Below are 25,330 nucleotides of genomic sequence, written 5' to 3' on the forward strand. Positions count from 1 at the left end.
CCCATTTCATAAAAATATTTTCTTACTATCTACATACAAGGAGAACAAAATGAATATTCACACTAAACAAGACATTATGCTTACAAACATTGAATCCATTTCCGACAGGACGAATTTTAATTTATATTTACAAGAATCCAATGATTTCGATCCTAACCTTATAAAATGCACCATGTTAGAATTTATCGTCACAAAAGACAGTGTAAAAATTTATATAAAACATACACCAAATTGCGATTCTGACATTTATACAATCAAAGAGTACATGATCCCAAGCTCAGCATTCCATTACGTTTTCCCAACCATTCATGAAAATAACGAAGAAATATCCGTGCACATGCAATGTTTTGGTATACATGGCGAACTACTCGTTGCTGAAAAAATATTTATCCATAAAAACAATCATTTAAGTTCTAAATTACGTACATTTTTCGAAACACTGAACAGCAATATACATAACGCCCTACACACATTAAAAATGAATTAAAAAATCCCCCTATCAAGCGTAAGATTGCTTGATAGGGGGATTTTTTAATTTTTTTTATACTTTAATTTTACAAAAGAGGGTGAGCATTTCTTTTCCCTTAACTCCCCGCTAAACAGTTTACGCTTCGATATATGTCAAATAAATGAACAATTAAGATAACAACAATTTTTCAAAAAGATTTCGATTCATTTTGTTTTATTTATCTCATAATTCTTTGTACAATAAAATAAGAAGTTACCTTTCAAACACATAACCTACTAAAACATCTTTCCTCAAAATATTTAATTATCATCTATATGTTTCAAACTTAAATTTAAACTACCTTCCACCTTTGATTATACTGACTCATTTAAAACTAAATTTTCTATTCTATCACTGCCAAACTGCTTCACCATCTCAATTGAGAATAAATATTAATTAAATTGATATAAAGTTGGTTTATTCTCTTGACAAAATAACCAATTCTATATGATAATTAATATCGAATTAGAATTATTATAGTTAATTAAAAAATATATTTTATGAGCAAACTAATTTCCGATGCTCAAAACCAACCTTTAGGAGGAATTTTAATATGTTATTAATCGGCACAGAAGTAAAACCGTTTAAAGCTAATGCTTACCATAATGGAGAATTTATCCAAGTTACTGACGAAAGTTTAAAAGGAAAATGGAGCGTGGTTTGTTTCTACCCAGCAGACTTCACATTCGTTTGTCCAACTGAACTTGAAGACTTACAAAACCAATATGCAACTCTAAAAGACTTAGGCGTTGAAGTATACTCTGTATCTACAGACACTCACTTCACTCACAAAGCATGGCATGATAGCTCAGAAACTATCGGCAAAATCGAATACATTATGATTGGTGACCCAACTCGCACAATCACTACAAACTTCAACGTTTTAATGGAAGAAGAAGGTCTTGCTGCTCGTGGTACATTCATCATCGATCCAGACGGCGTTATCCAATCTATGGAAATCAATGCTGACGGTATCGGCCGTGACGCAAGCATCCTTGTTAACAAAATTAAAGCAGCTCAATACGTACGTAACAACCCAGGTGAAGTTTGCCCAGCTAAATGGCAAGAGGGTTCTGCAACACTTAAACCAAGCCTTGACCTTGTAGGCAAAATCTAAGGAGTTCGATCAAAATGATACTAGATGCAGATATAAAAACACAACTATCCCAATACCTTCAGTTAATGGAGAACGATATTTTACTTAAAGTAAGCGCAGGAGACGATAACGTATCTAAAGATATGTTATCTCTAGTAGATGAATTAGCTACTATGTCATCTAAGATTACAGTAGAAAAAGTTGAACTAGAGAGAACACCAAGCTTTAGCGTAAATCGCCCTGGTGAAGACACTGGTGTCGTATTCGCTGGTATTCCATTAGGACACGAATTTACTTCATTAGTGTTAGCTTTACTACAAGTTAGTGGACGTGCTCCAAAAGTTGAACAAAAATTAATCGATCAAATCAAAAACATTCAAGGCGAATATCATTTTGAATCTTATATCAGCCTAAGTTGTCATAACTGTCCTGATGTTGTACAAGCTCTTAACGTGATGAGCGTTCTAAACTCTGGTATTACACATACTATGATTGATGGCGCTGCATTTAAAGAGGAAGTAGAAAGTAAAGACATCATGGCAGTACCAACTGTTTACCTAAATGGCGAATCTTTCGGAAGCGGTCGTATGACACTTGAAGAAATTTTAGCTAAAATGGGTAACGGTCCAGATGCATCAGAGCTTTCTGATAAAGATCCATACGATGTTCTTGTTGTTGGTGGCGGCCCAGCTGGTGCAAGTGCAGCAATTTATGCAGCACGTAAAGGCATCCGCACTGGTATCGTTGCTGAGCGCTTCGGTGGTCAAGTAATGGATACTATGGGTATTGAGAACTTCATCAGCGTAAAACGCACTGAAGGTCCTAAGCTAGTAGCAAGTCTTGAAGAGCACGTAAAAGAATACGACATCGATGTAATGAATCTACAACGTGCGAAACGTTTAGAGAAAAAAGAACTTATTGAAGTGGAACTTGAAAACGGCGCTATTCTGAAAAGTAAGAGCGTAATCGTTTCAACAGGTGCTCGCTGGCGTAATGTTGGTGTACCGGGTGAAGCTGAGTTCAAAAACAAAGGTGTAGCATACTGCCCACACTGTGACGGTCCATTATTCATCGGAAAAGATGTAGCGGTTATCGGCGGTGGTAACTCTGGTATTGAAGCAGCTATTGACTTAGCAGGTATTGTTAAGCACGTAACTGTTCTTGAATTCATGCCAGAATTAAAAGCTGATGCTGTATTACAAGAACGTCTTAACAGCTTACCTAACGTAACTGTTCTGAAAAACGTTCAAACGAAAGAAATTACTGGTACTGACAAAGTAAACGGTATTTCTTACATCGATCGTGAAACTGAAGAAGTACACCATGTTGAATTACAAGGTGTATTCGTTCAAATCGGTCTCGTGCCAAACACAGACTGGTTAGGCGAAACAGTTGAACGCGTTCGCGGTGAAATCGTAACAGACAAGCACGGCGCTACAAACGTACCAGGAGTGTTTGGTGCAGGTGACTGTACAAATAATCCGTACAAACAAATCATCATCTCTATGGGTTCAGGTGCGAATGCAGCTTTAGGTGCATTTGATTACTTAATCCGTAACTAATTATATAGATGTGAGTTTTAAAAAAGCAGGTGCCTTGGCACCTGCTTTTTTTATAATCCTAATGTATAAACTAAAAATCTCTCATTCCCATTCTTCTCATAAGCACCCGGCAATCTAACCTCTCTCTTCAATTCAAAAGCAGTCTGATTCTCCAAGAAGAAAATATAATCTTCAGAAGGGTAGTATAAAATAATATCAATTTCTCTCTCCACCGCTTCCACTGAAAGCAAAATGTTATTTACTACGTTCATAAACACTTGTACAGAAAATGGATTGAAGAAATAAAATCGGTTATCACGTGGATCAATCTCATATTCCTGTGCTAAACAACATTCAAACCCAATTTTATCTTTACTGTTTTTTACCTTCCTGGCATAACGCTCACGGTTTTCCATTGCTTCTTTATAAAACTCTTCATTCATTTCAATTCCAACCGCCGAAGCACCACACTTATGGTGCATGTAAAAATTTAATCTCCCTTTACCGCATCCAAAGTCTACAACCTGGTCGCTACTTGTTATTTCATATTGATTCAATAACTCATCTAATCCGCTATATGGCGTCGGTTCATAACGGTGATAATGCATAGACTTATTAAATCCTTTTTGCTCTCCGACAGTTTTTATATTTAATACAGCATCGTAATATTGTTCGTTCATTCGTTTGCTCCTATTAAGAAATATTACTATTATTATACACCACGTACTGAATGCTCATTTTTATCAAATTAATTGGTACGTGAAATTATATTATCGCGAAATCGAACATATCGACTTAACGACAAATCCCTACAAAAAAACAGGAGCTATCTAGCCCCTGTTCTCCAATACTTTCAATACAGTTTGTTTCAATATTTCTACTCCATCCATTATACAGCTATGATCAAACTTCATATACGGATGGTGTAATCCAGGTTGTAAGTTCGCCCCTAGTCCAAGCATGACAGCTTTTAAATGGGGTCTTTTCACTGTATAGTAATGGAAATCATCGCTTCCTGTCGTATACAGTGGTCCAGTACATCCCTCTTCCCCGTACACTTCAAGAATGCCTTTCCGCATGAAACGCTCAGCTTCTTCTGACACTTCAGCTCCTGGTGCGAGATCGATCCACTCATAAGAAAGTTTAGATCCCATTGATTCAGCTGACTGAATTACTTGCTCTATTTTTCGCTTCAATTCATCTAGTAATATGTTATTTTCTGCTCTTACATCTAAACTAAAGTGCCCGTTACCTGGAATAATATTTAGATTATCACCACCAGCTTGGCATCTCGTCATCTTAACAGAATAAGATGTCTGCGGCGATAACCATATATTTTTCAATCCAATATTGATCATCGAAATGACATCAATTGCATTTATACCTTGATGCGGGCGTGCCCCGTGTGCATCATCTCCATGAATCATCCCTTCTAAAAATCCTGCAGCTCCGTGACGAATAGATGGTGCAGCTTGTTTCAAAGGCAGTTCTTCAATTGGCCTTAAATGAACACCAAATAAGAAATCTGCATCATCCACGGCGCCCTTCTCTACCATCTTTAAGGAACCATTTCCTTTTTCCTCTGCCGGCTGAAAAATAAATCTAACAGTACCGCTATCCCATCTCATATTTTTCAATTGTAAAATAAGGCCCATCACAATTGTCATATGAGCATCGTGGCCGCATGAGTGGTTCGCTTTAAATTCTCCGTCTACTTCTTGCCATAGTGCATCCATATCAGCACGAATCGCGATAACTGGATTCCCTCTTCCGATTTCAGCAATCACGCCAGGGCAATCATCAAATATTTTATATGAAATTCCTTCTTCTTTTAGAAAGTTAGTAATATAAGCTGTCGTTTCATATTCCTTCCAACTTACTTCAGGGTTTTCATGTAAATGCTGAAAAATTTCAGTTAAACGCTCTTGTAGTTCTAATGTTTTCAACTTTTCATTCTCCTTCCCAAATTACAAACCATTAAAGTTAATTATATTTCTGAAAAAACAGATGTTTTTATGAACATATTGAATTTTAAGAAAAAAGTCAATTATTTATTTTAAAATGCTATTAATACCAACATTTACTCATTTTATAAAGATATTTATACAGATAGAACATTCCTTATTTTCTGTTTTTTGTTGACGCTTGCATATATCTTTAGTTATTATAACTTAATAAACGTCTATTTTGCGACAATTCTAAAAATACAAACATACATAATGAGGAGGCAGTTTATGAAAAGAGAAATACCTTTTGGCATAGCAATAATCCCTATTATCATTACAGTTGCAGTTATGATGGTTACAATTGTTGTATTAAAACAAAGCCCTCACGTCCCACTTATTATCGGTACAACCGTTGCTTCTATCGTCGCTTGGCGATACGGTTACAAATGGAATGACATTGAAGAATCGATGTATAAAGGAATTCGCCTTGCATTACCCGCTATCGTTATCATTATTCTAGTAGGTTTAACGATCGGTGCTTGGATTGGCGGTGGAATCGTCGCTACTATGATTTATTACGGCTTAAAACTTTTAACTCCATCACTATTTTTAGTTTCAATTACAATTATTTGTTCTATCGTTGCATTAGCAATCGGTAGCTCCTGGTCTACAATGGGAACAATTGGTGTTGCTGGAATGGGAATTGGCCTAAGTATGGGAATCCCAGCTCCAATGGTTGCCGGTGCTATAATTTCCGGTTCTTATTTTGGCGATAAAATGTCACCGCTTTCAGACACGACAAACTTAGCCGCAGGATTAACAAATACAGATTTATTCACACATATTCGTCACATGTTATTTACTACAATTCCAGGTTTAATTATTACTCTTATCGTTTATGCGTTCTTAGGAAGAAGCTTTGGCGATAACAATATTGATTCAAAAAGCATCGATCAAACGTTACAAGTATTGCAACAAAACTTTGTTATCTCACCTTTTCTATTAATTATACCAGTAGTTGTTATGGTATTGGTCGCTAAAAAAGTCCCTGCTATACCAGCTATTCTCGTAGGTGTTATTTTAGGATTCTTATCACAAGTCTTTATTCAAGGTGGTTCTGTCTCATCAGCTGTCGGTGCACTCCAAAGTGGATTTGTTATAGACACTGGAAACAAGCTAGTAGACGAACTATTTAACCGTGGTGGCTTAAGCTCTATGATGAATACAGTTTCTATGACAATTGTCGCTATGACTTTCGGAGGAGTACTAGAACATACTGGCATTCTTCGCTCAATTGTAAATCAAATTTTGAAATTAGCAACATCAGCAAAGGGACTTATCGCTTCTACTATCGCATCTTGCTTTGCAACGAATCTTACTTGCTCTGAACAATATATTTCGATTGTTGTTCCTTCAAGAATGTATGCAAATGCGTACACAGAAAAAGGACTACATTCTAAAAATTTATCCAGAGCATTAGAAGATGGCGGAACATTAACTTCTGTTTTCGTACCTTGGAATACATGTGGTGTATTTATACTCGCAACACTTGGTGTAGGCGCATTCGAATATGCTCCTTATGCTATATTGAATTTCATCGTACCTATTATTTCAATCATTTATGGTATAACTGGCTTCACAATTACAAAGCTATCGGATATTGAAAAAGCAGACCTATTGAAAAAACAAAAAGCGCAACTAGAAGCTTAAAATTTTTGAAACGAATACGATGGTAAATTCAGCTCATATATTGCGCGAGGGCGCCCTTGTTGATAGGGCATTTCCTCGCCGCAAATATTGGCATATCTGTAATCAACTAATTTCTTTAACAGCCTTTCCGTCGATCGCCTAGTCACTTGTAAGTACTCAGAAAGATCCGCCGCTGTAAATTTCAATGATGGATGCGATTGACTAAACTGAATAATTTTTGACAAGTTTGCAGGACTAAGCTTCGTTTCCTTCGCTATTTTCATTAATTCTGGATTATCGTTTTTTAAACTTTGTACTCTCTGTTCTTTCGGGAACGGACCAAATAATTCCTTATCACTTGTTAGTATATAAAAGCAGCGTTCTATCGGATTATTTTTTGCGAAACCTTGAGCGATTTTTGCATTTTGTTCCGCTTCATTTACTGTTTTTCCGTAACCAAATCCAATAGATACAGCTCCTTCTATATTCGTAAATAAACGATCTATCGTATTTGTTTTTGTACTCGATTCGATATCACCACGAGTTGTATACAAAATAAAAGTCATTTCATCAACTTGTTTAAATGAACCACGTAATTCTTTTGAAATTACATTTAATTGTTCAAGCGATCTTTCTTGTAACTCTATAAAGGATATAATACAAGCACCAACAGTAGCTGAATGGCTTTTTGCTAACTCAGCTTTTATTTTTGCATCTTTTAATCCATGTATAATTGATTGCGTTGGATCTATCATACGCTCTGAAGGAATACCTATTTTTTGAAGTTCATCGTAGACAGCGTGAATACTAGTTAAAGCTAAATCAGCCTCTCCTGATTGATATTTAGCTAAATGAAAATCAATGATTCTCTTAATTTCATCATTACTCCATAACACATTTTCATAATCCATCACTTGCGGAGTTTCTTTCAGACCGATATCATGGAACACATTTTTAATAAACGAACGATCTACTAAATCAATTGAAATTTTATGAGGTTGAATACTTTGATGGTATATTATAGAAAGGAGTGAAGATGCGACAGTTGTCTCGTCTTGCTGCAAATATACACTTGGAATTGGTAATTGTTCTCTTATTTCTTTTGCCATATAATAAGGTAGGGCACCCGAGAAAAAAATAGCATCACAAGGTTTTAAACGCTTTAATAGTTCAGAAGATTCTGCCGGGTGAAGGTAAATATATGGATCAATCTCTATCTCTTCTAGTTTATGAGCAATAGGTAAAAGATTCTCCATAAACTCTTTTGAACCGACAACTGCAATTTTTATCATCATTTTCTCTAACTCCTTATCATTAATTAACGACTATTTAACGTCAACTATATCAAATGTACAAAACCATTGTAAACAGGAAGGGGTCTTTATTCAATGAAAATTACAGCTATTCACCTTTACGCAATTCGTTTACCGCTTCGCGATCCGTTTGTTATTAGTTATGGTTCTTATTCTGATATGCCTTCTATTATCGTCAAAATGGAAACAGATGAAGGTATTATCGGTTACGGTGAAGGCGTTGCTGATGATCACGTTACAGGTGAATCATGGGAAAGTACTTTCCATGTTTTAAAACATACACTAGCTCCTGCTCTAATTGGGAAAAATCCAATGAATATCGAAAAAATACACGATATGATGGACAATACAATTTACGGTATTCCTACTGCGAAAGCTGCGATTGATATCGCTTGTTTTGATATACTGGGTAAAAAACTAAATCAACCTGTATATCAATTAATTGGAGGACGCTACCATGAAGAATTTCCTGTCACTCACGTCTTAAGTATCGCCGATTCAGAAAATATGGCTGAAGAAGCGGCTTCCATGATTAAGAAAGGTTACCAATCTTTCAAAATGAAAGTCGGCACGAATGTAAAAGAAGATGTAAAACGAATTGAAGCTGTACGTGAACGTGTAGGAAATGATATCGCGATTCGTGTTGATGTAAACCAAGGCTGGAAAAATAGCGCAAACACATTAACAGCACTTCGTTCATTAGGTCATTTAAACATCGACTGGATTGAACAACCTGTTATAGCGGATGATATTGACGCAATGGCTCACATTCGTTCTAAAACAGACCTTCCGCTTATGATTGATGAAGGACTAAAAGGCTCTCGTGAAATGCGCCAAATTATTAAATTAGACGCAGCTGATAAAGTGAATATAAAACTAATGAAATGCGGCGGCATATATCCAGCTGTAAAACTCGCTCATCAAGCTGAAATGGCAGGTATTGAATGCCAAGTTGGATCCATGGTTGAATCATCTGTTGCCTCTTCCGCTGGATTCCATGTCGCTTTCTCAAAAAAAATCATTACTAGCGTCGAACTAACAGGACCATTAAAATTCACGAAAGACATCGGAAACTTACATTACGACGTACCATTTATTCGCTTAAACGAAAAGCCGGGACTCGGCATTGAAATAAACGAAAATATATTACAAGAATTAACCGTCTTTCAAGACGTTGTACGCTAAAGGAGGACTAACACATGACGACTCTTTACGAAGGAAAATTAAAACAAAACAACGATCCATTTCACGTTACATTACTATCTTTAGAACATATGGAACAAATTTTATCATTACAAAACGTTGTAGTTGAAGCGCTAGAAGATAAAGGTCGTTTACAACCACTCTCGCTAGAAGATTTTCAATACATTCTAGAAGGAAATGGCATGATGATCGGTGCGTTTATACAAAACGAGCTCATCGCATTTCGTGCCCTACTAGTCCCTCCTATCGACGATGAACATTTAGGGCTTGATATTGGTCTACCAGAAAGTCAGCTACACCGCGTCATCTATCAAGAAATCTCAAACGTTCATCCGAACTGCCGAGGAAATGGCATGCAAAAAATATTAGCCACAATCATCATGGATGAATTACAAAAAGAAGACAGCAAATACGATTACGTTTGCTGCACCGTTGCACCTTTTAACATCCCTAGTTTAAAAGATAAGTTTGCGCAAGGGATGGAAATTGCTGCACTGAAGGAGAAGTATGGCGGTAGTATGCGGTATGTTTTTGTGAAGGAATTGCGTAAGGACACAGAAAGAGTTTGGACGAATGTTAAAAGTGTTCCGATGAGTGATGTTAGTGAAAAGCAAGCGTTACTTTCAGAGGGGTATCGTGGATATAAGATGGAGAAAATAGATGGGGATTTCGTTGTGAAGTTTGGACGATAATCTATATGAAAAAAGAAGAGGATGTCACCTATTTAAAAAATTTGAATGGACGACATCCCTTTTTATTCTCTTCTTAGTGAACAATGCCATAGTAAATGAAATTATATCAGCGATTTTTTGAATATATCGACCGTAACCCCAATTATATCGGCGATTTTTGAAACATATCGACTTACCGACAAGGATTGACAATAATCGCAACCTATATAATCCCCATTACTAAACCGTCATCTTCCAACTCGATAACGCTAACCAGTTTTCCATTTCCTTATAATCAGGCATTATCTTCCCGACAAGACGCCAAAAAGAGCGATCATGATTTAAATGAACCATATGACACATTTCATGAACAACTACATAATCAATTACCCTCTGAGGTGCCATTGCTAGCTTCCAATTGAATGTTAACTGTAAATTCGAATCACAAGTTCCCCACGTACGACTACTATCTGTAATACGAATAGAACGCGGTTTTGTTTTAAAGTTACTTTGATACGCTTTAATACTCTTCTCTACTAATGCCTTGCACTGCTTATAGTAAAATCGTTTTAAAGCCTGCTGGATTTTCTCATCCTTAAGCTCATTCACATAAATGTGTAGCTTATTCCCTTCAAAAACTGCATTGTCTTGCGTAATACTTGCATCTTGAGAAATCTGTATCGGATACGTATTCCCTAAATACAGAAAGCCCTCGCCTTGATCATAATCCTTTTCCTGTGGACCAAGCGCTCGATCCTGCATTTCTTTACGTGTTGCCTGAATCCAGTCCCATTTCTCCTCTAACAATTGGACTAAGTATTCAACAGGTGTTCCCTTTGGAGCCTGCACTTCCACATTTCCGTACGAATCTACAAAAAGACGCACCGACTTTTTCTTCTTATAAGTTATATGAAAATTAATTGTCTCACCTAAATATGTATGTACCATTTCATCACCTAGTGTATTATTTTACAAATAAAAAAGAATAGGACACAAACGCCCTACTCTATCTATTATATCATTTACTGTTTCACTGAACTTATTATCCTCTGTACTTTACACCTAATCCCTTAATGAAATTCCTTGCGTATCTATCGCCGCACACTTTGTAATGCTTATGGCCTTTTTTTCTTAATAGAGCGCCTAACTCTCCTTTTGTTACGATAACGCCTACGCTATCTAATATATCAAGCACATCCTCAGTCGTTAAAGATAGTGCGATTTTCATTTTCTTTAGAAGAAGGTTATTCGCACTCTCCTTGCTCTGTACAGGTGCCGGTTGCCCTGGTTTCGGATCTTGCTTCCCTCTTTTTAAAATAATAAATCCATTAAAAAATGCCTCTAGCATCATCATGTCGCATGTTAATACGTACTCATCTTCGATTACATCATCATCTTCCGCTTCATGTTGTGGACTTCTCTTTACTTTTGTAAGCATATCAAGTACGTCCTCTTTCGTTACTTCCATCCCGCCAAGTTCAAAGATTTCTACCATATCTATATCTCTTATATCTAAAGCGTATCTTACTCTTTTTAATATATCGTTGTTGCTCATTGCCATTGTATTTCCTCCTGAAATGTTGATTATAGTAATGCTTTTAGCATGTATAAATTAATATCGTTAAGTTACTACTTTAACATTTTAGAGGTAGGTTTTGTAGTCTTAGGTGGATTAATGCTTTTGGGGATGATTTTAAAACAGCAAAAAAGTGTGGGATAATCGCGCAAAATTACGGATGGGGATTTACTATTAATTAACACACTTAAAAATGGACTAACCTGATATAGGTTGGTCCATTTCTTTTTATGCAACTCTAATTTAGTGGGCAACTCAAACATGAATGTTACGCAAAATTCAGGTGAAATATATTGATTGTGTTTACTTAGGTTTTTCTTTTTATTTGTGATACGGTTCACCGTAACTAATCTAAATGAGGTTATTGTTCATTATTTTCATAATTAAATTTAACAAAAAAGGTAGTACCTTCCGAGCCTGTTTGAATTTCTATTTTCGCATTATGCCGGGCAGCAATGGCATAACATACACCTAACCCCAATCCAGTTCCATTATCTTTGGTTGTGTAAAATGGAGTACCTAGTTTCTCTAATACTTCAGGCCTGATACCTTTTCCTTGATCCCGCACTGCAAGCACCACACAATCTCGACCTTCTTTGTAGGTGCTAATAGTTAGAACTTTCTCTGTGTCCATCGCTTCTAAGCCATTACGGTATAAGTTGATTAATAATTGCCGTATCTCATTACGATTTAAAAGTAATTCCGGAATATCATTTGTATCAACTCGAATATATTTATTTTGATTATACGTATCAATCTTTATTAAAGGAATAATATCGCGGATAATTGAATTTAAATCTAACATCTGCAAATCCGATTTCCTTGTATTACCCATTGAGAGAAATTCAGTAATAATAGAATTGGCACGGTCAAGTTCTTCAATCATTAAATTAAAGTGCTTATTATGTTTCCCATAGGTGGGCTCTTCTTTTAATAACTGCAAAAACCCTCGTACTGTTGTCATTGGATTTCTAATCTCATGGCTGATACCTGCTGCCATTTTCCCTATTAAATCTATGTTCGATAACCTTTTCAATTCCTGCTCATATTGCTTTTTTTCCGTTATGTTTTTAAAAATACAACAAATACCATCATCATACGGGTATGCAATAACTTCGTGCCAATATTCATCAGAGGTAGAAAAAAATTCAAAATAAACTGTAGTTCGCTCTGACATTGCACGATGAAGTTCCTTATACATAACTTCTTCAACGCTACTCGGGAAAATCTCCCATATATTCTTGCCTAATACATCTTTTGCTGTTTTTCTTTGTGGAAAATATTGATGCTTATTTACGTACGTGAATTCCCATGTATTATTCAAAGTAAAAAATCCATCCGTAATACTTTCAATCACACTTGTAACCTTTTCATTAGCAACAGCTAGTTCTCTCGTTCGCTCTTCCACCATGCTTTCAAGTCGATCCATATATAACAAGTTGGAAAACGTAGGTGCTGTGGCATCAACGATAGATTTTGCCAGTTGCATTTGGGAATTATCATAATTGTGAGCTTTTCCCTCTTTGCCAACGACGATTACCCCTAATACTTCTCCCATTGAAACCAATGGAATCATCAGTAGACCCTTACTATCTATATTTTTTGTTTGAATAACCTCTTGGATCTTGGCTTCATAGCTTTTCTCCACCCAATCCGCTTCTGTCCAATAACAATCCTTGCTTAACTTCGTTGTTTTAATCGTTGTTTTGTCTAGCGGGTCTAAAAGGTGGGCAGCCATGTTTTTACTCTCTAAAATCTGTCCTAAGTAAAGAAAACATTTATCAAAACTCTCCTGTATCGAGGAACACATTGATAAATCACGGGTAACATTTAGTAACAGCTGCTTCTCGGAAATAAGATTTTCCTTTTGTGTTAAATTATTTGCGTTTTGAATTGCGACCGCAGCCATATTTACATAAGCTTCAACACTTTGAATTTCTGAATTTGTTAAATTCATTGGAATTCCATAATCAAATAAAAAAACCAGACCAAATAACTCTTGCCCAAATGAGATAGGTAGAGCTAATAAGGACTTAATTTTGAACGCAGCAACTGGTCTCGGATCCGGCCGATGATCCTTTGATGTATCAGGAATATAAATGGTTTTTTTGGTTTCAATAACTTCTTTTGCCAGTAAGTCTATTTCAGGATCAATTACCTGAGTATCGAGCGTTACGCCATTTATTGTCTCTGGTTTTCCTGCAAACCCTCTAAATGTTCCATCTTCCTGGGGTAAATAAATTCCAACAGCGTCGCACTTAACAATCTCCTCTGATATCGCCATTGTTACACGCTGCAATACTTCACGTAGTTCTAATTTTGTATTTATTATTTTTGTTATATTCGCGAGCCTAGAATATCTCGCCTGATCACTTAACATTCACATGGCCTCCAATTATAGGCATAATAAAATAAAAATGATACTATCATTGAAAATCAAGACCAACCTACCATTTTCACTTTTCTCCTGTATTCTTTTCTTACCCTTTTTTACATAGAATACCTCACTTACTTATGATACGGTTCACCTTAATTAAAATGAAACAGTGTAACTTTCAAAAGTTACACTGTTTCACTACCTTCTACCACATTAACACTCGCCTCAAACTTATCAAGCAACGCACGCACTTCATCAGTTGATTTCGTGTTCATCAATTGATTTCTTAGTTCAGCAGCTCCAGGGAATCCTTTTACATAAATTTTGAAAAAGCGATGAAGCCCTGTGATTGAACGTGGTAGTACTTCTGCATATTGATCTTGAAGATCAAGCTGCAGTCTTAGAAGATCAAGGTGTTCTTGACTGCTATGTTCTCTTGGCTCTTTTTCAAAAGCAAATGGATTTTTAAAGATACCTCGTCCGATCATAACGCCATCAATACCGTATTTTTCAGCAAGTTCCATTCCAGTTTGACGGTCAGGAATGTCTCCATTGATTGTTATTAGCGTATTTGGTGCAATGCGATCACGCAATTTTTTAATTTCCGGAATTAGTTCCCAGTGCGCATCGACTTGGCTCATTTCTTCTCTTGTACGTAAGTGAATAGAAAGGTTTGCGATATCTTGTTTGAAAATATGCGTTAACCAATCTTCCCATTCGCTTAACTCTTTAAAGCCCAGTCGTGTTTTTACGCTGACAGGTAGTCCGCCTGCTTTTGCTGCTTGAATAAGTTCTGCCGCAACGTCTGGACGTAGAATAAGACCACTACCTTTTCCTCTTGATGCTACGTTCGGTACAGGGCAACCCATGTTAATATCGATGCCTTTAAATCCTAATTCTGCCATACCAATACTCATTTGACGGAAATATTCAGGATTATCTCCCCAAATATGCGCCACGATCGGTTGTTCATCTTCTGTAAAAATTAAACGGCCACGTACACTTTTCATACCTTCTGGATGACAATAGCTATCCGAGTTTGTAAACTCTGTGAAGAATACATCTGGGCTACCAGCTTCACTTACTACGTGACGGAAAACAACGTCTGTCACATCTTCCATGGGTGCAAGTACGAAAAATGGTCGTGGTAAATCATTCCAAAAATTATCTATCATTTCAAATTCAAATCCTCTCAATATGAATACAATTTCAAACTCTCAATTTAAAAATATAAAGCCAAATAGCAAAAGTACATTTGGGCATTTATATTTTGTGAAAATCAGCAATATTCATTTTAACTAAAATCGTTGCTGAATGGTATTTTTATAAACCAAAAAGCAGATGGTATAGATTTTTTCTATATCAACTGCTTTTTTATTATACCAACTTAAGCCAAGCCACACACTCCACATGAGTAGTATGAGGGAACATATCAACAGGTTGTACTTCCTGTGTTTTATATCCGCCTTCTTCTAGTACTTTTAAGTCGCGTGCTAATGTTGCGGGGTTACATGATACGTATACGACGCGTTTTGGCTTCATATCGATGATTGTGTTTAGTAATGCTTCGTCACAGCCTTTACGCGGTGGATCTACGACCATTGTGTCGGCGATTACGCCTTCTTTGTACCATTTTGGAATGACTACTTCTGCTTCTCCTACGCCAAATTCAGCGTTTGTCATGTTGTTTAGTGCTGCGTTTCGGTTTGCGTCTTCGATTGCTTCTGGAACAATTTCAACACCGTACACTTTTTTCGCTTTTTGCGCTAGGAATAAGGAGATTGATCCGATTCCGCAATAGGCATCGATTACTGTTTCGTCACCATTTAATTTTGCGTATTCTAACGTTTTATCGTATAGCACTTTCGTTTGTTCTGGGTTTACTTGATAGAATGAACGTGCTGAAATCGCAAATTTAATGTCACCGATAAAGTCATAAATATATTCTGATCCGTACAGTACTGTCGTTTTGTCTCCGAAAATAACGTTTGTACGTTTCGTATTTACGTTTTGAACGATTGATTTTACTTCTGGGAATTTCGCTGCGATTTCTTCAATGATTGCTTCTTTATTTGGCAGTTCAGCTGTACGTGTAATGAAGACAAGCATAATTTCCCCTGTTACTTGTCCGTAGCGAGCCATTACGTGGCGAAGTGTTCCTTTATTACGCTCTTCATTGTAAGCCGAAATACCGTACTTTTCACAAATACGTTTTACTTCTTGAATTAATGTATCGTTTTCTTCCGCCTGAATTAAGCATGATTCCATATTAATGATGTCATGCGTTCCTTGACGATAGAAACCAGCTACAAGTCCACCTTCACGTTCTCCAATTGGCACTTGTGCTTTATTGCGGTATACCCACGGGTTTTTCATTCCAAGTACAGGATGAACAGGAACATCACTTAATCCACCGATGCGCTGCATAACGTCACGTACTTGTTTTTCTTTCGCTTTTAATTGTCCTTCATATGTTAAGTGCTGAAGTTGACAACCTCCGCACTCGTTGTACACGGGGCATTCTGCATCTTTACGATATGGACTTTCTTGATGAAGCTTCATTAAACGACCGAACGCGAAATTTTTCTTCACTTTAATAATTTTAATTTGCGCTTCCTCACCTGGTAATCCGTTTTTTACGAAAATAGGATATCCCTTCACTTTCGCAACACCGGCACCATCATGTGTTAAATCTTCAAACACTACATCTATAAACTCGTTTTTTTCAACTGGTGGCGTCATTTTTATACTCATTTTCCGACCTCTCTTTTTCATAACACTGCGTTACATTTTATCATACTTATATGGTCTATTTCTATTGGAAGAAAAAAAGCTATTGACGATAGTTCTCTAGTAATGTTACGCTACTACTAATTTAATACGGACGATGTTACCTCATATATAGTCGATAATATGGATCGAGAGTTTCTACCCGGCAACCTTAAATTGCTGGACTATGGGGAAAACTAATGAATATTAGCCTATGTATAAAAAAGACTCCTATTGATTAGCTTTCTCTCATAGATGAAAGTGAATCCATAGGGGTCTTTTTTTTATTTTTCAAAAAGGTCAGACATCTTACGTATGACATGAAACTTCCATTACTTTATTTTTAGTAATATAACGAGCGTTTTATGTAAAAACTTTATACGAACTTCTGAAAGGGGCAACTACATGCAATATGTAATGAGCATTATCGGTATTATTGTCGTTTTAGGTTTATGCTTTGCTTTGTCAAACAATAGAAGTAAAATCAACTTCCGTGCAATTGCTATTATGATTAGTTTCCAAATTTTAATCGGTTGGTTTATGTTTGGCACAAAGATCGGACAGCAAATTATCATCTTCATTAGTAAAGTTTTCAACAAACTAATTAAACTTGGTACGACAGGTGTCGATTTTCTCTTTAATGGAATTCAAAGAGATTTTGTTTTTTTCTTAAACGTATTACTAATTATCGTATTTTTCTCAGCACTACTTTCTATCTTTAGTTATTTAGGTGTTTTACCATTCATCGTTCGTATTGTCGGCGGTGCACTTTCAAAAATTACTGGTTTACCACGCGTTGAATCATTCCACGCAGTAAATTCTGTATTCTTTGGTTCAAGTGAAGCGTTAATCGTTATTAAAAATGATTTACAACATTTTAATAAAAACCGTATGTTTATCATTTGTTGTTCTGCAATGAGCTCAGTTTCTGCCTCTGTAACAGCATCATACGTTATGATGTTAGATGCGAAATATGTATTAGCGGCTCTTCCGCTAAACTTATTCTCAAGCTTAATCGTTTGTTCATTATTAACACCAGTTGATACGAAAAAAGAAGACGAAGTGGTTCAAAAATTTGATAGAAACCTATTCGGAGATAGCCTTATCGGCGCTATGATTAACGGTGCGCTTGATGGTTTAAAAGTAGCTGGTATCGTTGCTGCGTTAATGATTGCCTTCATTGGTGTTATGGAAGTTGTAAACTACGTAATTAGCGCTGCTTCAGGTGCAATGGGATATGCTGTTACTTTACAACAAATCTTCGGTTATATACTTTCTCCATTCGCATTCTTAATGGGTATTCCAACTCAAGATATTATCCCAGCTGGTGGTATTATGGGTACGAAGATTGTATTAAACGAGTTTGTAGCAATCCTTGATTTAAAAGGCGCTACTGCAACATTAGCTCCACGTACAGTTGGAATCGTTACAGTATTCTTAATTAGCTTCGCAAGTATTAGCCAAATTGGTGCGATTGTTGGTACAATCCGTGCCCTTTCTGAAAAACAAGGAAGCATCGTATCAAAATTTGGTTGGAAAATGCTATTTGCATCAACACTTGCTTCTATTTTATCTGCAACAATCGCTGGATTGTTTATTTAATAAAAAATCACCTTCGCTTAGACAGCAAGGTGATTTTTTTATTATCATTTAAGAAACTGAAGAAAACTCTAATATCTCTTCCTTATTAATAATTTCTCCCTTATATTCACCTTTCACCGAAATATCAATAATTGATTTATTTCCTGTTTCCATTTTCCCTAAAGAAAACATATATATTAAGTCATCTTTTTTTAACATCCATTGTTTTCCGTGCCAAGGACCAGTTAACTTCTGTTCTGGCGATGCCAGTATTTCTCCAAAATATTCACATTCGCCTAGAGATGTTTTTACTGTATTCTTCTCCGTATCAATAACTATATATTTAAGAAGTTTTATACTTTCACTTGAAAAAATCTCTACTTCATGGTCACTTTTTTTCTTGAATTTCAGCTTTCCATCCTTTGTATTAACCAATTTACTTTGATCAATTGCATTTAGTACAAACTCATACTCTTCTTTTGTAACACCGAAATTAGGATGATATGGAACACTTTTTTTCTCTGCATGCTCTTCTACGTATTTTAAATACCATTCCATATTATTCACTAGATGCTCTCTCATTCTTTGACCAATATTCCCTACCTTTTTAAGAGCATCTGGATCCATCTCAATCGTCATAATATCCGCCGTCACTTCCGCATTCATAAGATGCGGTGGAATATACTCCTCCACACTATTCGCTTTACTCACTTCACTTTGACAACCGACTATGAATAGCGATATGAAAAGGATATATACTAGTTTTTTATATTTCATTTCTGTTCTCCACTCCGTACATCATTCTTACTTACATTTATAGCGGTTCTTATTATAGTCCAAGATCCTGATATTTTAATAGAAACTACTCTAAATATGCAAAATTGCATATTAATAAACCTTTCTCTTACTTTAAAATTAACTTAAATTATTTACCAAAATATACAAATTACAAATTGAAAATGTTATAATTTGTAAAAATATATTGGAGGATATTATGAAAGCTCACGCCCTTTTCGACTTCTTACATTTACTAGTCTTGACCATGAAAAGCTATTATTTATGGGGAATGCCTATCTATGTCTTCATTATTCCTCTTATCTTTGTAGTCGGTTATATTATTATCAATTCTAATAAAAAACGAAAGAATACCTCTATTCAAAGTCACTAACCTATCCCATATCTAAAAATGATATGATGAACAAGGGTATATCCCCACCTCTCTTACAGAGGTGGGGATTTTAATGTAAGTATGCAACATAATACACAATAGAAGGTGATTTTATGAGAAAATACGCAGCAATTGCTTTATGTACGTCTGCCATTCTAGCAGGCTGTAACACAAATAATGCTAGCCCAGAACCTGCAAAAGAGAAAAAGGTTCAAGAGGTTAAGAAACAAGAAGAGACGGTGCGGGAACAAGGTAAAATTTCTTATAATCCAATTACGCACGAATCTACAAACGCAAATATTCATATTACAGACATAAAAGATTCTTTAACCGAAGTACAATATAAAATTTGGCGCACTGCTGATGGAAAGGAAAGTGCTAAATCCTTTTCTTCTAAAGAGAAAAATCAACAATTTACACTTCCCTTTGATATAAAAGAATTTGAAGGAAAACGCGGTGAATATCAAATTGAAGCTACAGGAACAACAGAGGGCGGAAAAACTATTCCACTTACGAAATCTACTATTACTTTCGAGCAAAAAGTTCCTGTTCTTATGTATCACGCAATTGATGATTATCATGGACAAGGTATTAAAGATTTATTCGTATCGCCTGCTAACTTTGAAGCACAAATGAAGTATTTAAAAGAAAATGGTTATACTTTGTTAACGTTTGAACGCTGGGGCGATATAAATAAAGTAAACAAGCCGATTTTCGTTACATTTGATGACGGTATGAAAAATAATATGAATGCATTTCATGTTTTACAAAAACTAAAAGACGATACATTTAAACCAGCGGCAACAGAATATATGATTGTTGATAACGTTGATGTAGAAGGAGCTCTTTCTACATCAGAAATAAAAGAAATGGTTGATTCAGGTATTTTTTCTGTACAATCTCACACAGCAACACACGCAGACTTGCCGAAAATTACAAACTATGACGAAGAGTTAAAAGGATCAAAAGAAAAGCTAGAAAAAATAACAGGTAAGCCTGTTATCGCAATTGCTTATCCATTCGGTCATGTAGATGATAAAGTTGTCGCAGAAACAAAGAAACACTATCAATTTGCAACAACAACGAAGCCTGGACAATTCATTACGAAGGGTGAACCTGATGAGTTGTTAAAAATGAAGCGTGTTCGCATACACCATACAACGACTGTAGAACAATTTGCTTCTTCGATTAAATAACTATTAGAGCTCAATACATTTTGAGCTCTCTTTTTACGTTATATTTATATATATTTTTAGAATTTTCTTGTATTATATATAGTAAGAAATCTTTCAAAATAAAGGAGATTATACATATGTCATTTGAACAAACGTTAGAGAAATATGCTGCCCTTGCAGTCAATGTTGGTGTTAATATTCAACCCGGACAAACTTTATCAATCAGTGCACCTCTTGAGGCTGTACAGTTTGTACGCCTCGTTACAGAAAAAGCATATAAATCTGGTGCAAAACACGTATATGTTGATTGGAATGATGAGACGTTAACACGCTTAAAGTTCGATCTAGCTCCTGAAGAAGCTTTCTCTGAATTCCCTTCTTGGAAAGCACATGCTCGTGAAGAATTAGCAAAAGAAGGCGCTGCATTTATGTCCATCTATGCAGAGAATCCTGATCTATTAAAAGGTGTAGAACCAAAGAAAATTGCAACAGCTCATAAAGTAGCTGGAGAAGCGATGAAAGTATACCGTGATTATGTACAAGCAGATAAAGTAAGCTGGTGCGTAATTTCTGTTCCTACGAAAGAATGGGCTGCAAAAGTATTCCCTGACGTAGCGCCAGAAGAACAAGAAACAAAACTATGGGATGCTATCTTCAAAGCTACTCGTGCTGATTTAGAAAATCCTGTGGAAGCATGGAAAGAACATGATGAAACACTACATACAAAAGTAGATTACTTAAACGAAAAACATTATAAAGCTCTTCACTATACAGGCCCTGGAACAGACTTAACAATCGAACTTCCAGAGAAGCATGTATGGGCTGGTGCTGGTAGCTTAAATGAAAAGAACGTAGCATTTATGGCTAACATTCCAACTGAAGAGGTATTTACAATGCCTCTTAAAACAGGTGTGAACGGCCAAGTATCTAGCACAAAACCATTAGCATTTGCAGGTAATATTATCGATAACTTTACATTAACATTCGAAAACGGACGTATCGTAGACTATAAAGCTGAATCTGGTGAAGAGGCTTTAAAACATTTAGTAGAAACAGATGAAGGTTCTCACTTCTTAGGCGAAGTAGCTTTAGTACCTCATGATTCACCAATTTCAAACACAAATATTTTATTCTACAATACGCTATTTGATGAAAATGCATCTTGCCACCTTGCAATCGGAAATGCTTATGCATTTAACTTAGTTGGCGGAAAAACAATGTCTAAAGAAGAACTTGCTGAAAATGGCGCAAACGCTAGTATTACACACGAAGACTTCATGATTGGATCAGCTGAGCTTGATATCGACGGCATTACAGCTGATGGAAGACATGAGCCGATCTTCCGCAAAGGTAACTGGGCGTTTTAATAAAAATAAAAGGCTATCTTCCACGCCGGAAGATAGCCTTTTATGATGCCGATGACACTTTCAGTCCAATTACGCCTAAAACAATAAAGAGAATACAAAATGCTTGGAATAAATTAATATGCTCTTTAAAAAAGTACACACTAATGATTGTAATAAGTAGCGTTCCCACACCAGACCAAATTGCATAAGCAATGCTTAAATGAATCTTTTTAACAACGATAGCAAACACGCTGAAACAAATTCCATAGAATACGAAAATAAGTACACTTGGAACAAGCTTTGTTAAACCGTTCGATAACTTCATCGCAATCGTTCCAGCTACTTCAAAAATAATTGTTACGAGTAATAATAGCCAATATACCATACTAGAATCTCCTTCTCTGTTACCTTATAGAGATTCTAGTATACTACTTATAGTCCTAACGAAATATATTTAATTTCTAAATATTCCTCGATACCGAAATGGCCTCCTTCACGGCCGATACCACTTTCTTTAAAGCCTCCAAATGGTGCTTGTGCAACTGATGGAAGGCCATCGTTTAAGCCGATAATTCCGTACTCTAACGCTTCACTAATTTGGAATGCTTGGCTAATATCTTTTGTAAAAATATAAGCAGCCAAGCCATATGGTGTATTATTTGCTCGTTCGATTACTTCTTCAACTGTTTTAAATTTCGCAACTGGTGCAACCGGTCCAAATGTTTCTTCATTCATACAAAGCATCGTGTCATTTGCCAATCCAATTACCGTTGGCTGAATGAAATAACCATCTAACTCTGCAAATTTATGGCCACCGTATAAAACTTCTCCGCCCTTTTGAATTGCATCTTCAATATGTTCTTGTACTTTCGAAACTGCATTCGCATCAATAAGTGGACCTACAGTTGTTCCTTCGCCGAATCCATCTCCAACTTTCAGCTGCTCTACAGCTGTTGTGAACTTCCCTGCAAATTCTTCATACACTTCTTCTTGAACAAAGATGCGGTTTGTACATATACACGTTTGTCCTGCGTTACGGAATTTCGAACCAATTACCGCTTCTACCGCCTTATCTAAATCAGCATCATTCATAACAATAAATGGAGCGTGACCACCTAATTCAAGCGAAACCTTTTTCATCGTTTGCGCAGCGCTAGCCATTAATTCTTTTCCAATTTCAGTTGATCCTGTAAAGGAAACTTTTCGAACACGCTCATCTTCCATCCACGTATCAGCAATTGCTTTTGCACTACCTGTTACAATATTTATTACACCTTTTGGAATATCTGCTTCATGTGCTAATTCAACTAACTTCAATGCAGTTAATGGCGTTTGACTCGCTGGTTTCACAACTGCCGTACAGCCTGCTGCAAGTGCTGGAGCTACCTTTCTCGTAATCATAGCAGCCGGGAAATTCCAAGGCGTAATAGCTGCCATAACCCCAACTGGTTGCTTCATAACTAAAATACGCTTATTCGGATGAGAAGCAGGAATCATTTCACCGTATATTCGCTTTCCTTCTTCTGCGTACCATTCAACAAAACTATTTGCATAATTCACTTCACCAAGTGCTTCTGCAAACGGCTTCCCTTGCTCTCTCGTCATGATTGCTGCAATTTCTTCTTTATTTTCATCAATGAGCGTGAACCATTTTTTTAACTTTACTGCGCGATCCGCTGCCGTTAATTTTGACCATAATTTAAAGGCTTCATGTGCAGCATCAACTGCTTGCTTTGCCTCTGTAATCCCGCCCTTTGGCACAGTTGCAAATACTTCCTTTGTCGCTGGATTATTCACTTCGATTTGTTCTTGCAGTGTAATCCACTCACCATTTATATACATCGCTTTTTTATCTAAGTTTACGAACGTCGCTTTTTTATCCAATGTTTTCTTCCTCCTCTATAAACTTCTTAATTTTCCTAGTAGCAGCAGATTGACTTATTTGCAAAAACTCAGCCACTTTATAACTTGATCCATACGTTTTATACGCTTTAAGAATAATATTTCTCTCTACCTCTTCCAGCATTCTATAAAGACTTTGTCCGGATTGTTCAACTGTGGCCTCTTGCATAGATAGTGGCAAATCTTCTACCGTTACAAAATCATCAGCAGTGATAACAATTCGTTCAATTACATTTTCAATCTCTCTGTTATTTCCTTCCCAAGGGTACCCTACAAACATTTGTAACGTACTAGGTGCTAACTTCACATCACGTCCGTACTTTTTATTAAAATGCTGTAAATAATGATAGATGAGCGGCAAAATGTCTTCTGTTCTCTCCCGAAGTGGCGGAATTGAAATTGGAATGACATTCAGACGATAGTATAAATCTTTCCGGAATGTTCCTTGTTTCACCATCGTACTTAAATCTCTATTTGTTGCCGCTACAATTCTAACGTCCACCTTTTTTAATTCTCTTCCGCCTATAGGACGAAACGTTTTTTCTTGCAATACTTGCAAAAGCTTCGCTTGAATTTCAAGCGGCATTTCACCAATTTCATCTAAGAAAAGAGTTCCTTTATGCGCTGATTCTAATAGCCCCTTTTTCCCTTCACGATTTGCACCTGTAAAAGACCCACCTGAATATCCAAAAAGCTCAGATTCGATTAAATTCGTCGGCAATGCCGCACAATTAATTTCATAGAAACTTTCATTCTTCCGGTGACTCACTTCATGCAAATGGCGTACTAATCGGCTTTTCCCCACTCCAGTCTCACCTAATACGAGAACAGTACTATCTACTACTGATACTTTTTTTATTGTTTCGATTATTTTTTGCATAGCGATACTTTTAAAAATAAGTCCTTCGTGTTCATATGTTTCTCTTAATTCTTTTTTATATGTTTTTAACTGATTATCCATTTCCTCTACCTTTTGACGTAATTGATAGAGTTCTGTAAGATCACGAGAATAACTAATCACTCTTCTTAAATTTCCCTCATCATCAAAAACAGGCCTTGTACGAACATGCAAATACTCTCCTGATTTCGTTGTTTGAACAAGTTCAACTGGCCTTTTCTTTTCAATTACTTCTAACGTTGCAGATGGATAAAAAATCCCTTCTTTTTGTAGTTCTTTTACATGCTTTCCTACTAATTCCTTAGCAGAGAGCTGGTAATGTCTTTCACACATGCTATTTACACGTACAACGATTCCTTTATCATCCGTAACAAAAATTTCGTCAAATGCATATTCAAATACATCTTGTAAATCCATCAACACTCGTTCCTTTTCTGCAACCATCCTAGCCACCCCTTACTTCAAATCCATCGATTCACTTCACTACCTTTATTATAAAGTGAATTTTCTGCATTTAATATAGAGTAAGCTAGAATGTTTTCAATTTGTTATTTATACAAATCTATTTATA

The 25,330-nt window shown here is 36.2% G+C and carries 21 protein-coding genes and 1 riboswitch; of the genes, 9 read left to right on the forward strand and 12 right to left on the reverse strand.

Translation table 11 applies throughout. The features are described from left to right. The first annotated feature begins 49 nt into the window (after positions 1-49). The 3 genes from MR155_RS19705 to ahpF all read left to right on the forward strand — a co-directional run bounded on the left by MR155_RS19705 (position 50) and on the right by ahpF (position 3,166). Positions 50-487, forward strand: a complete 438-nt coding sequence (locus MR155_RS19705; protein ID WP_002139442.1) for a DUF3978 family protein — start codon at positions 50-52, stop codon at positions 485-487. 574 nt (positions 488-1,061) lie between these two features. After that, positions 1,062-1,625: an alkyl hydroperoxide reductase subunit C gene (gene ahpC, locus MR155_RS19710; protein ID WP_000924420.1), complete on the forward strand. Its 564-nt coding sequence runs from the start codon at positions 1,062-1,064 to the stop codon at positions 1,623-1,625. Positions 1,626-1,639: 14 nt separating this feature from the next. Continuing rightward, a complete protein-coding gene (gene ahpF / locus MR155_RS19715; RefSeq protein WP_002124933.1) occupies positions 1,640-3,166 on the forward strand; it encodes an alkyl hydroperoxide reductase subunit F in 1,527 nt (508 codons plus the stop codon). A 50-nt stretch (positions 3,167-3,216) separates the two neighbouring features. Here ahpF and MR155_RS19720 read toward each other — a convergent pair whose 3' ends face one another. Together MR155_RS19720 and MR155_RS19725 are read right to left on the reverse strand one after the other, a co-directional pair. Then, complete coding sequence (locus MR155_RS19720; protein WP_242310889.1) at positions 3,217-3,825, reverse strand: SAM-dependent methyltransferase; 609 nt, start codon at positions 3,823-3,825, stop codon at positions 3,217-3,219. A 150-nt stretch (positions 3,826-3,975) separates the two neighbouring features. Then, on the reverse strand, positions 3,976-5,091 hold the full coding sequence (locus tag MR155_RS19725) for a M20 peptidase aminoacylase family protein (protein WP_242310890.1): 1,116 nt from the start codon (positions 5,089-5,091) through the stop codon (positions 3,976-3,978). Between the two features lie 288 nt (positions 5,092-5,379). On the opposite strand from MR155_RS19725, the gene nhaC reads away from it, so the two are divergent. Continuing rightward, positions 5,380-6,801: a Na+/H+ antiporter NhaC gene (gene nhaC / locus MR155_RS19730; RefSeq protein WP_016093442.1), complete on the forward strand. Its 1,422-nt coding sequence runs from the start codon at positions 5,380-5,382 to the stop codon at positions 6,799-6,801. Here the strand turns inward: nhaC and MR155_RS19735 are convergent. Further along, entirely contained in the window at positions 6,798-8,075 is a 1,278-nt protein-coding gene (locus MR155_RS19735) for a transcriptional regulator (RefSeq protein ID WP_242310891.1), read from the reverse strand. The genes nhaC and MR155_RS19735 overlap by 4 nt on opposite strands. A gap of 93 nt (positions 8,076-8,168) precedes the next feature. Between MR155_RS19735 and MR155_RS19740 the strand changes: the two genes are divergently transcribed. Together MR155_RS19740 and MR155_RS19745 are read left to right on the forward strand one after the other, a co-directional pair. Further along, on the forward strand, positions 8,169-9,278 hold the full coding sequence (locus MR155_RS19740) for a mandelate racemase/muconate lactonizing enzyme family protein (protein ID WP_242310892.1): 1,110 nt from the start codon (positions 8,169-8,171) through the stop codon (positions 9,276-9,278). A 14-nt stretch (positions 9,279-9,292) separates the two neighbouring features. After that, positions 9,293-9,988 (forward strand): GNAT family N-acetyltransferase, encoded by a 696-nt coding sequence (locus MR155_RS19745; RefSeq protein WP_242310893.1) that lies wholly within the window; start codon positions 9,293-9,295, stop codon positions 9,986-9,988. 219 nt (positions 9,989-10,207) lie between these two features. On the opposite strand, the gene MR155_RS19750 is transcribed toward MR155_RS19745, so the two are convergent. The 5 genes from MR155_RS19750 to rlmD all read right to left on the reverse strand — a co-directional run bounded on the left by MR155_RS19750 (position 10,208) and on the right by rlmD (position 16,674). Continuing rightward, positions 10,208-10,915 carry a M48 family metallopeptidase gene (locus MR155_RS19750; protein WP_242310894.1) on the reverse strand — a complete coding sequence of 236 codons (708 nt, stop codon included), beginning with the start codon at positions 10,913-10,915 and terminating at the stop codon, positions 10,208-10,210. Positions 10,916-11,009: 94 nt separating this feature from the next. Next, complete coding sequence (locus MR155_RS19755; protein WP_242310895.1) at positions 11,010-11,528, reverse strand: YehS family protein; 519 nt, start codon at positions 11,526-11,528, stop codon at positions 11,010-11,012. Positions 11,529-11,904: 376 nt separating this feature from the next. Next, the gene (locus MR155_RS19760) at positions 11,905-13,923 is read right to left on the reverse strand and encodes a GAF domain-containing sensor histidine kinase (RefSeq protein ID WP_242310896.1); all 2,019 of its coding nucleotides are present in this window, start codon (positions 13,921-13,923) and stop codon (positions 11,905-11,907) included. 182 nt (positions 13,924-14,105) lie between these two features. Beyond that, positions 14,106-15,095 (reverse strand): tRNA dihydrouridine synthase, encoded by a 990-nt coding sequence (locus MR155_RS19765; protein WP_219300444.1) that lies wholly within the window; start codon positions 15,093-15,095, stop codon positions 14,106-14,108. A gap of 202 nt (positions 15,096-15,297) precedes the next feature. Then, positions 15,298-16,674 (reverse strand): 23S rRNA (uracil(1939)-C(5))-methyltransferase RlmD, encoded by a 1,377-nt coding sequence (gene rlmD / locus MR155_RS19770; protein WP_242310897.1) that lies wholly within the window; start codon positions 16,672-16,674, stop codon positions 15,298-15,300. A gap of 121 nt (positions 16,675-16,795) precedes the next feature. Beyond that, positions 16,796-16,897, forward strand: a riboswitch (purine riboswitch). A 197-nt stretch (positions 16,898-17,094) separates the two neighbouring features. Here rlmD and MR155_RS19775 point away from each other — a divergent pair. Then, positions 17,095-18,291, forward strand: coding sequence for a NupC/NupG family nucleoside CNT transporter (locus tag MR155_RS19775; RefSeq protein WP_242310898.1), 1,197 nt, complete (start codon positions 17,095-17,097; stop codon positions 18,289-18,291). Between the two features lie 48 nt (positions 18,292-18,339). On the opposite strand, the gene MR155_RS19780 is transcribed toward MR155_RS19775, so the two are convergent. Continuing rightward, a complete protein-coding gene (locus tag MR155_RS19780; RefSeq protein ID WP_242310899.1) occupies positions 18,340-19,047 on the reverse strand; it encodes a hypothetical protein in 708 nt (235 codons plus the stop codon). A 504-nt stretch (positions 19,048-19,551) separates the two neighbouring features. On the opposite strand from MR155_RS19780, the gene MR155_RS19785 reads away from it, so the two are divergent. Together MR155_RS19785 and MR155_RS19790 are read left to right on the forward strand one after the other, a co-directional pair. Continuing rightward, positions 19,552-20,634, forward strand: coding sequence for a polysaccharide deacetylase family protein (locus MR155_RS19785; protein WP_242310900.1), 1,083 nt, complete (start codon positions 19,552-19,554; stop codon positions 20,632-20,634). A gap of 116 nt (positions 20,635-20,750) precedes the next feature. Continuing rightward, positions 20,751-21,980, forward strand: coding sequence for an aminopeptidase (locus MR155_RS19790; protein WP_002010058.1), 1,230 nt, complete (start codon positions 20,751-20,753; stop codon positions 21,978-21,980). A 40-nt stretch (positions 21,981-22,020) separates the two neighbouring features. Here the strand turns inward: MR155_RS19790 and MR155_RS19795 are convergent, their stop codons facing one another. Genes MR155_RS19795 through MR155_RS19805 form a run of 3 tightly spaced genes read right to left on the reverse strand, consistent with a single transcriptional unit; the run spans position 22,021 to position 25,203 of the window. Next, positions 22,021-22,344, reverse strand: a complete 324-nt coding sequence (locus MR155_RS19795; protein WP_000263259.1) for a DMT family transporter — start codon at positions 22,342-22,344, stop codon at positions 22,021-22,023. A gap of 47 nt (positions 22,345-22,391) precedes the next feature. Beyond that, positions 22,392-23,843 carry an NADP-dependent succinate-semialdehyde dehydrogenase gene (gabD, locus tag MR155_RS19800; protein ID WP_002139416.1) on the reverse strand — a complete coding sequence of 484 codons (1,452 nt, stop codon included), beginning with the start codon at positions 23,841-23,843 and terminating at the stop codon, positions 22,392-22,394. Further along, positions 23,836-25,203: a sigma-54 interaction domain-containing protein gene (locus MR155_RS19805; protein WP_002029493.1), complete on the reverse strand. Its 1,368-nt coding sequence runs from the start codon at positions 25,201-25,203 to the stop codon at positions 23,836-23,838. Before MR155_RS19805 ends, gabD begins: the two co-directional genes overlap by 8 nt. Positions 25,204-25,330 lie beyond the last annotated feature (127 nt).

It is taken from the genome of Bacillus cereus group sp. BfR-BA-01331 (genome assembly GCF_022663915.1).
Taxonomy (GTDB): domain Bacteria; phylum Bacillota; class Bacilli; order Bacillales; family Bacillaceae_G; genus Bacillus_A; species Bacillus_A mycoides.

Coding starts and splice junctions, on each gene's coding strand:
- MR155_RS19790 (WP_002010058.1), top strand. CDS start 20,751: ATGTCATTTGAACAAACGTTAGAGAAATATGCTGCCCTTGCAGTCAAT.
- rlmD (WP_242310897.1), bottom strand. CDS start 16,674: ATGAGTATAAAAATGACGCCACCAGTTGAAAAAAACGAGTTTATAGAT.
- MR155_RS19805 (WP_002029493.1), bottom strand. CDS start 25,203: ATGGTTGCAGAAAAGGAACGAGTGTTGATGGATTTACAAGATGTATTT.
- ahpC (WP_000924420.1), top strand. CDS start 1,062: ATGTTATTAATCGGCACAGAAGTAAAACCGTTTAAAGCTAATGCTTAC.
- MR155_RS19760 (WP_242310896.1), bottom strand. CDS start 13,923: ATGTTAAGTGATCAGGCGAGATATTCTAGGCTCGCGAATATAACAAAA.
- MR155_RS19735 (WP_242310891.1), bottom strand. CDS start 8,075: ATGATGATAAAAATTGCAGTTGTCGGTTCAAAAGAGTTTATGGAGAAT.
- MR155_RS19750 (WP_242310894.1), bottom strand. CDS start 10,915: ATGGTACATACATATTTAGGTGAGACAATTAATTTTCATATAACTTAT.
- nhaC (WP_016093442.1), top strand. CDS start 5,380: ATGAAAAGAGAAATACCTTTTGGCATAGCAATAATCCCTATTATCATT.
- MR155_RS19775 (WP_242310898.1), top strand. CDS start 17,095: ATGCAATATGTAATGAGCATTATCGGTATTATTGTCGTTTTAGGTTTA.
- MR155_RS19765 (WP_219300444.1), bottom strand. CDS start 15,095: ATGATAGATAATTTTTGGAATGATTTACCACGACCATTTTTCGTACTT.
- MR155_RS19755 (WP_242310895.1), bottom strand. CDS start 11,528: ATGGCAATGAGCAACAACGATATATTAAAAAGAGTAAGATACGCTTTA.
- MR155_RS19740 (WP_242310892.1), top strand. CDS start 8,169: ATGAAAATTACAGCTATTCACCTTTACGCAATTCGTTTACCGCTTCGC.
- MR155_RS19720 (WP_242310889.1), bottom strand. CDS start 3,825: ATGAACGAACAATATTACGATGCTGTATTAAATATAAAAACTGTCGGA.
- MR155_RS19785 (WP_242310900.1), top strand. CDS start 19,552: ATGAGAAAATACGCAGCAATTGCTTTATGTACGTCTGCCATTCTAGCA.
- MR155_RS19780 (WP_242310899.1), bottom strand. CDS start 19,047: ATGAAATATAAAAAACTAGTATATATCCTTTTCATATCGCTATTCATA.
- ahpF (WP_002124933.1), top strand. CDS start 1,640: ATGATACTAGATGCAGATATAAAAACACAACTATCCCAATACCTTCAG.
- MR155_RS19795 (WP_000263259.1), bottom strand. CDS start 22,344: ATGGTATATTGGCTATTATTACTCGTAACAATTATTTTTGAAGTAGCT.
- MR155_RS19705 (WP_002139442.1), top strand. CDS start 50: ATGAATATTCACACTAAACAAGACATTATGCTTACAAACATTGAATCC.
- MR155_RS19745 (WP_242310893.1), top strand. CDS start 9,293: ATGACGACTCTTTACGAAGGAAAATTAAAACAAAACAACGATCCATTT.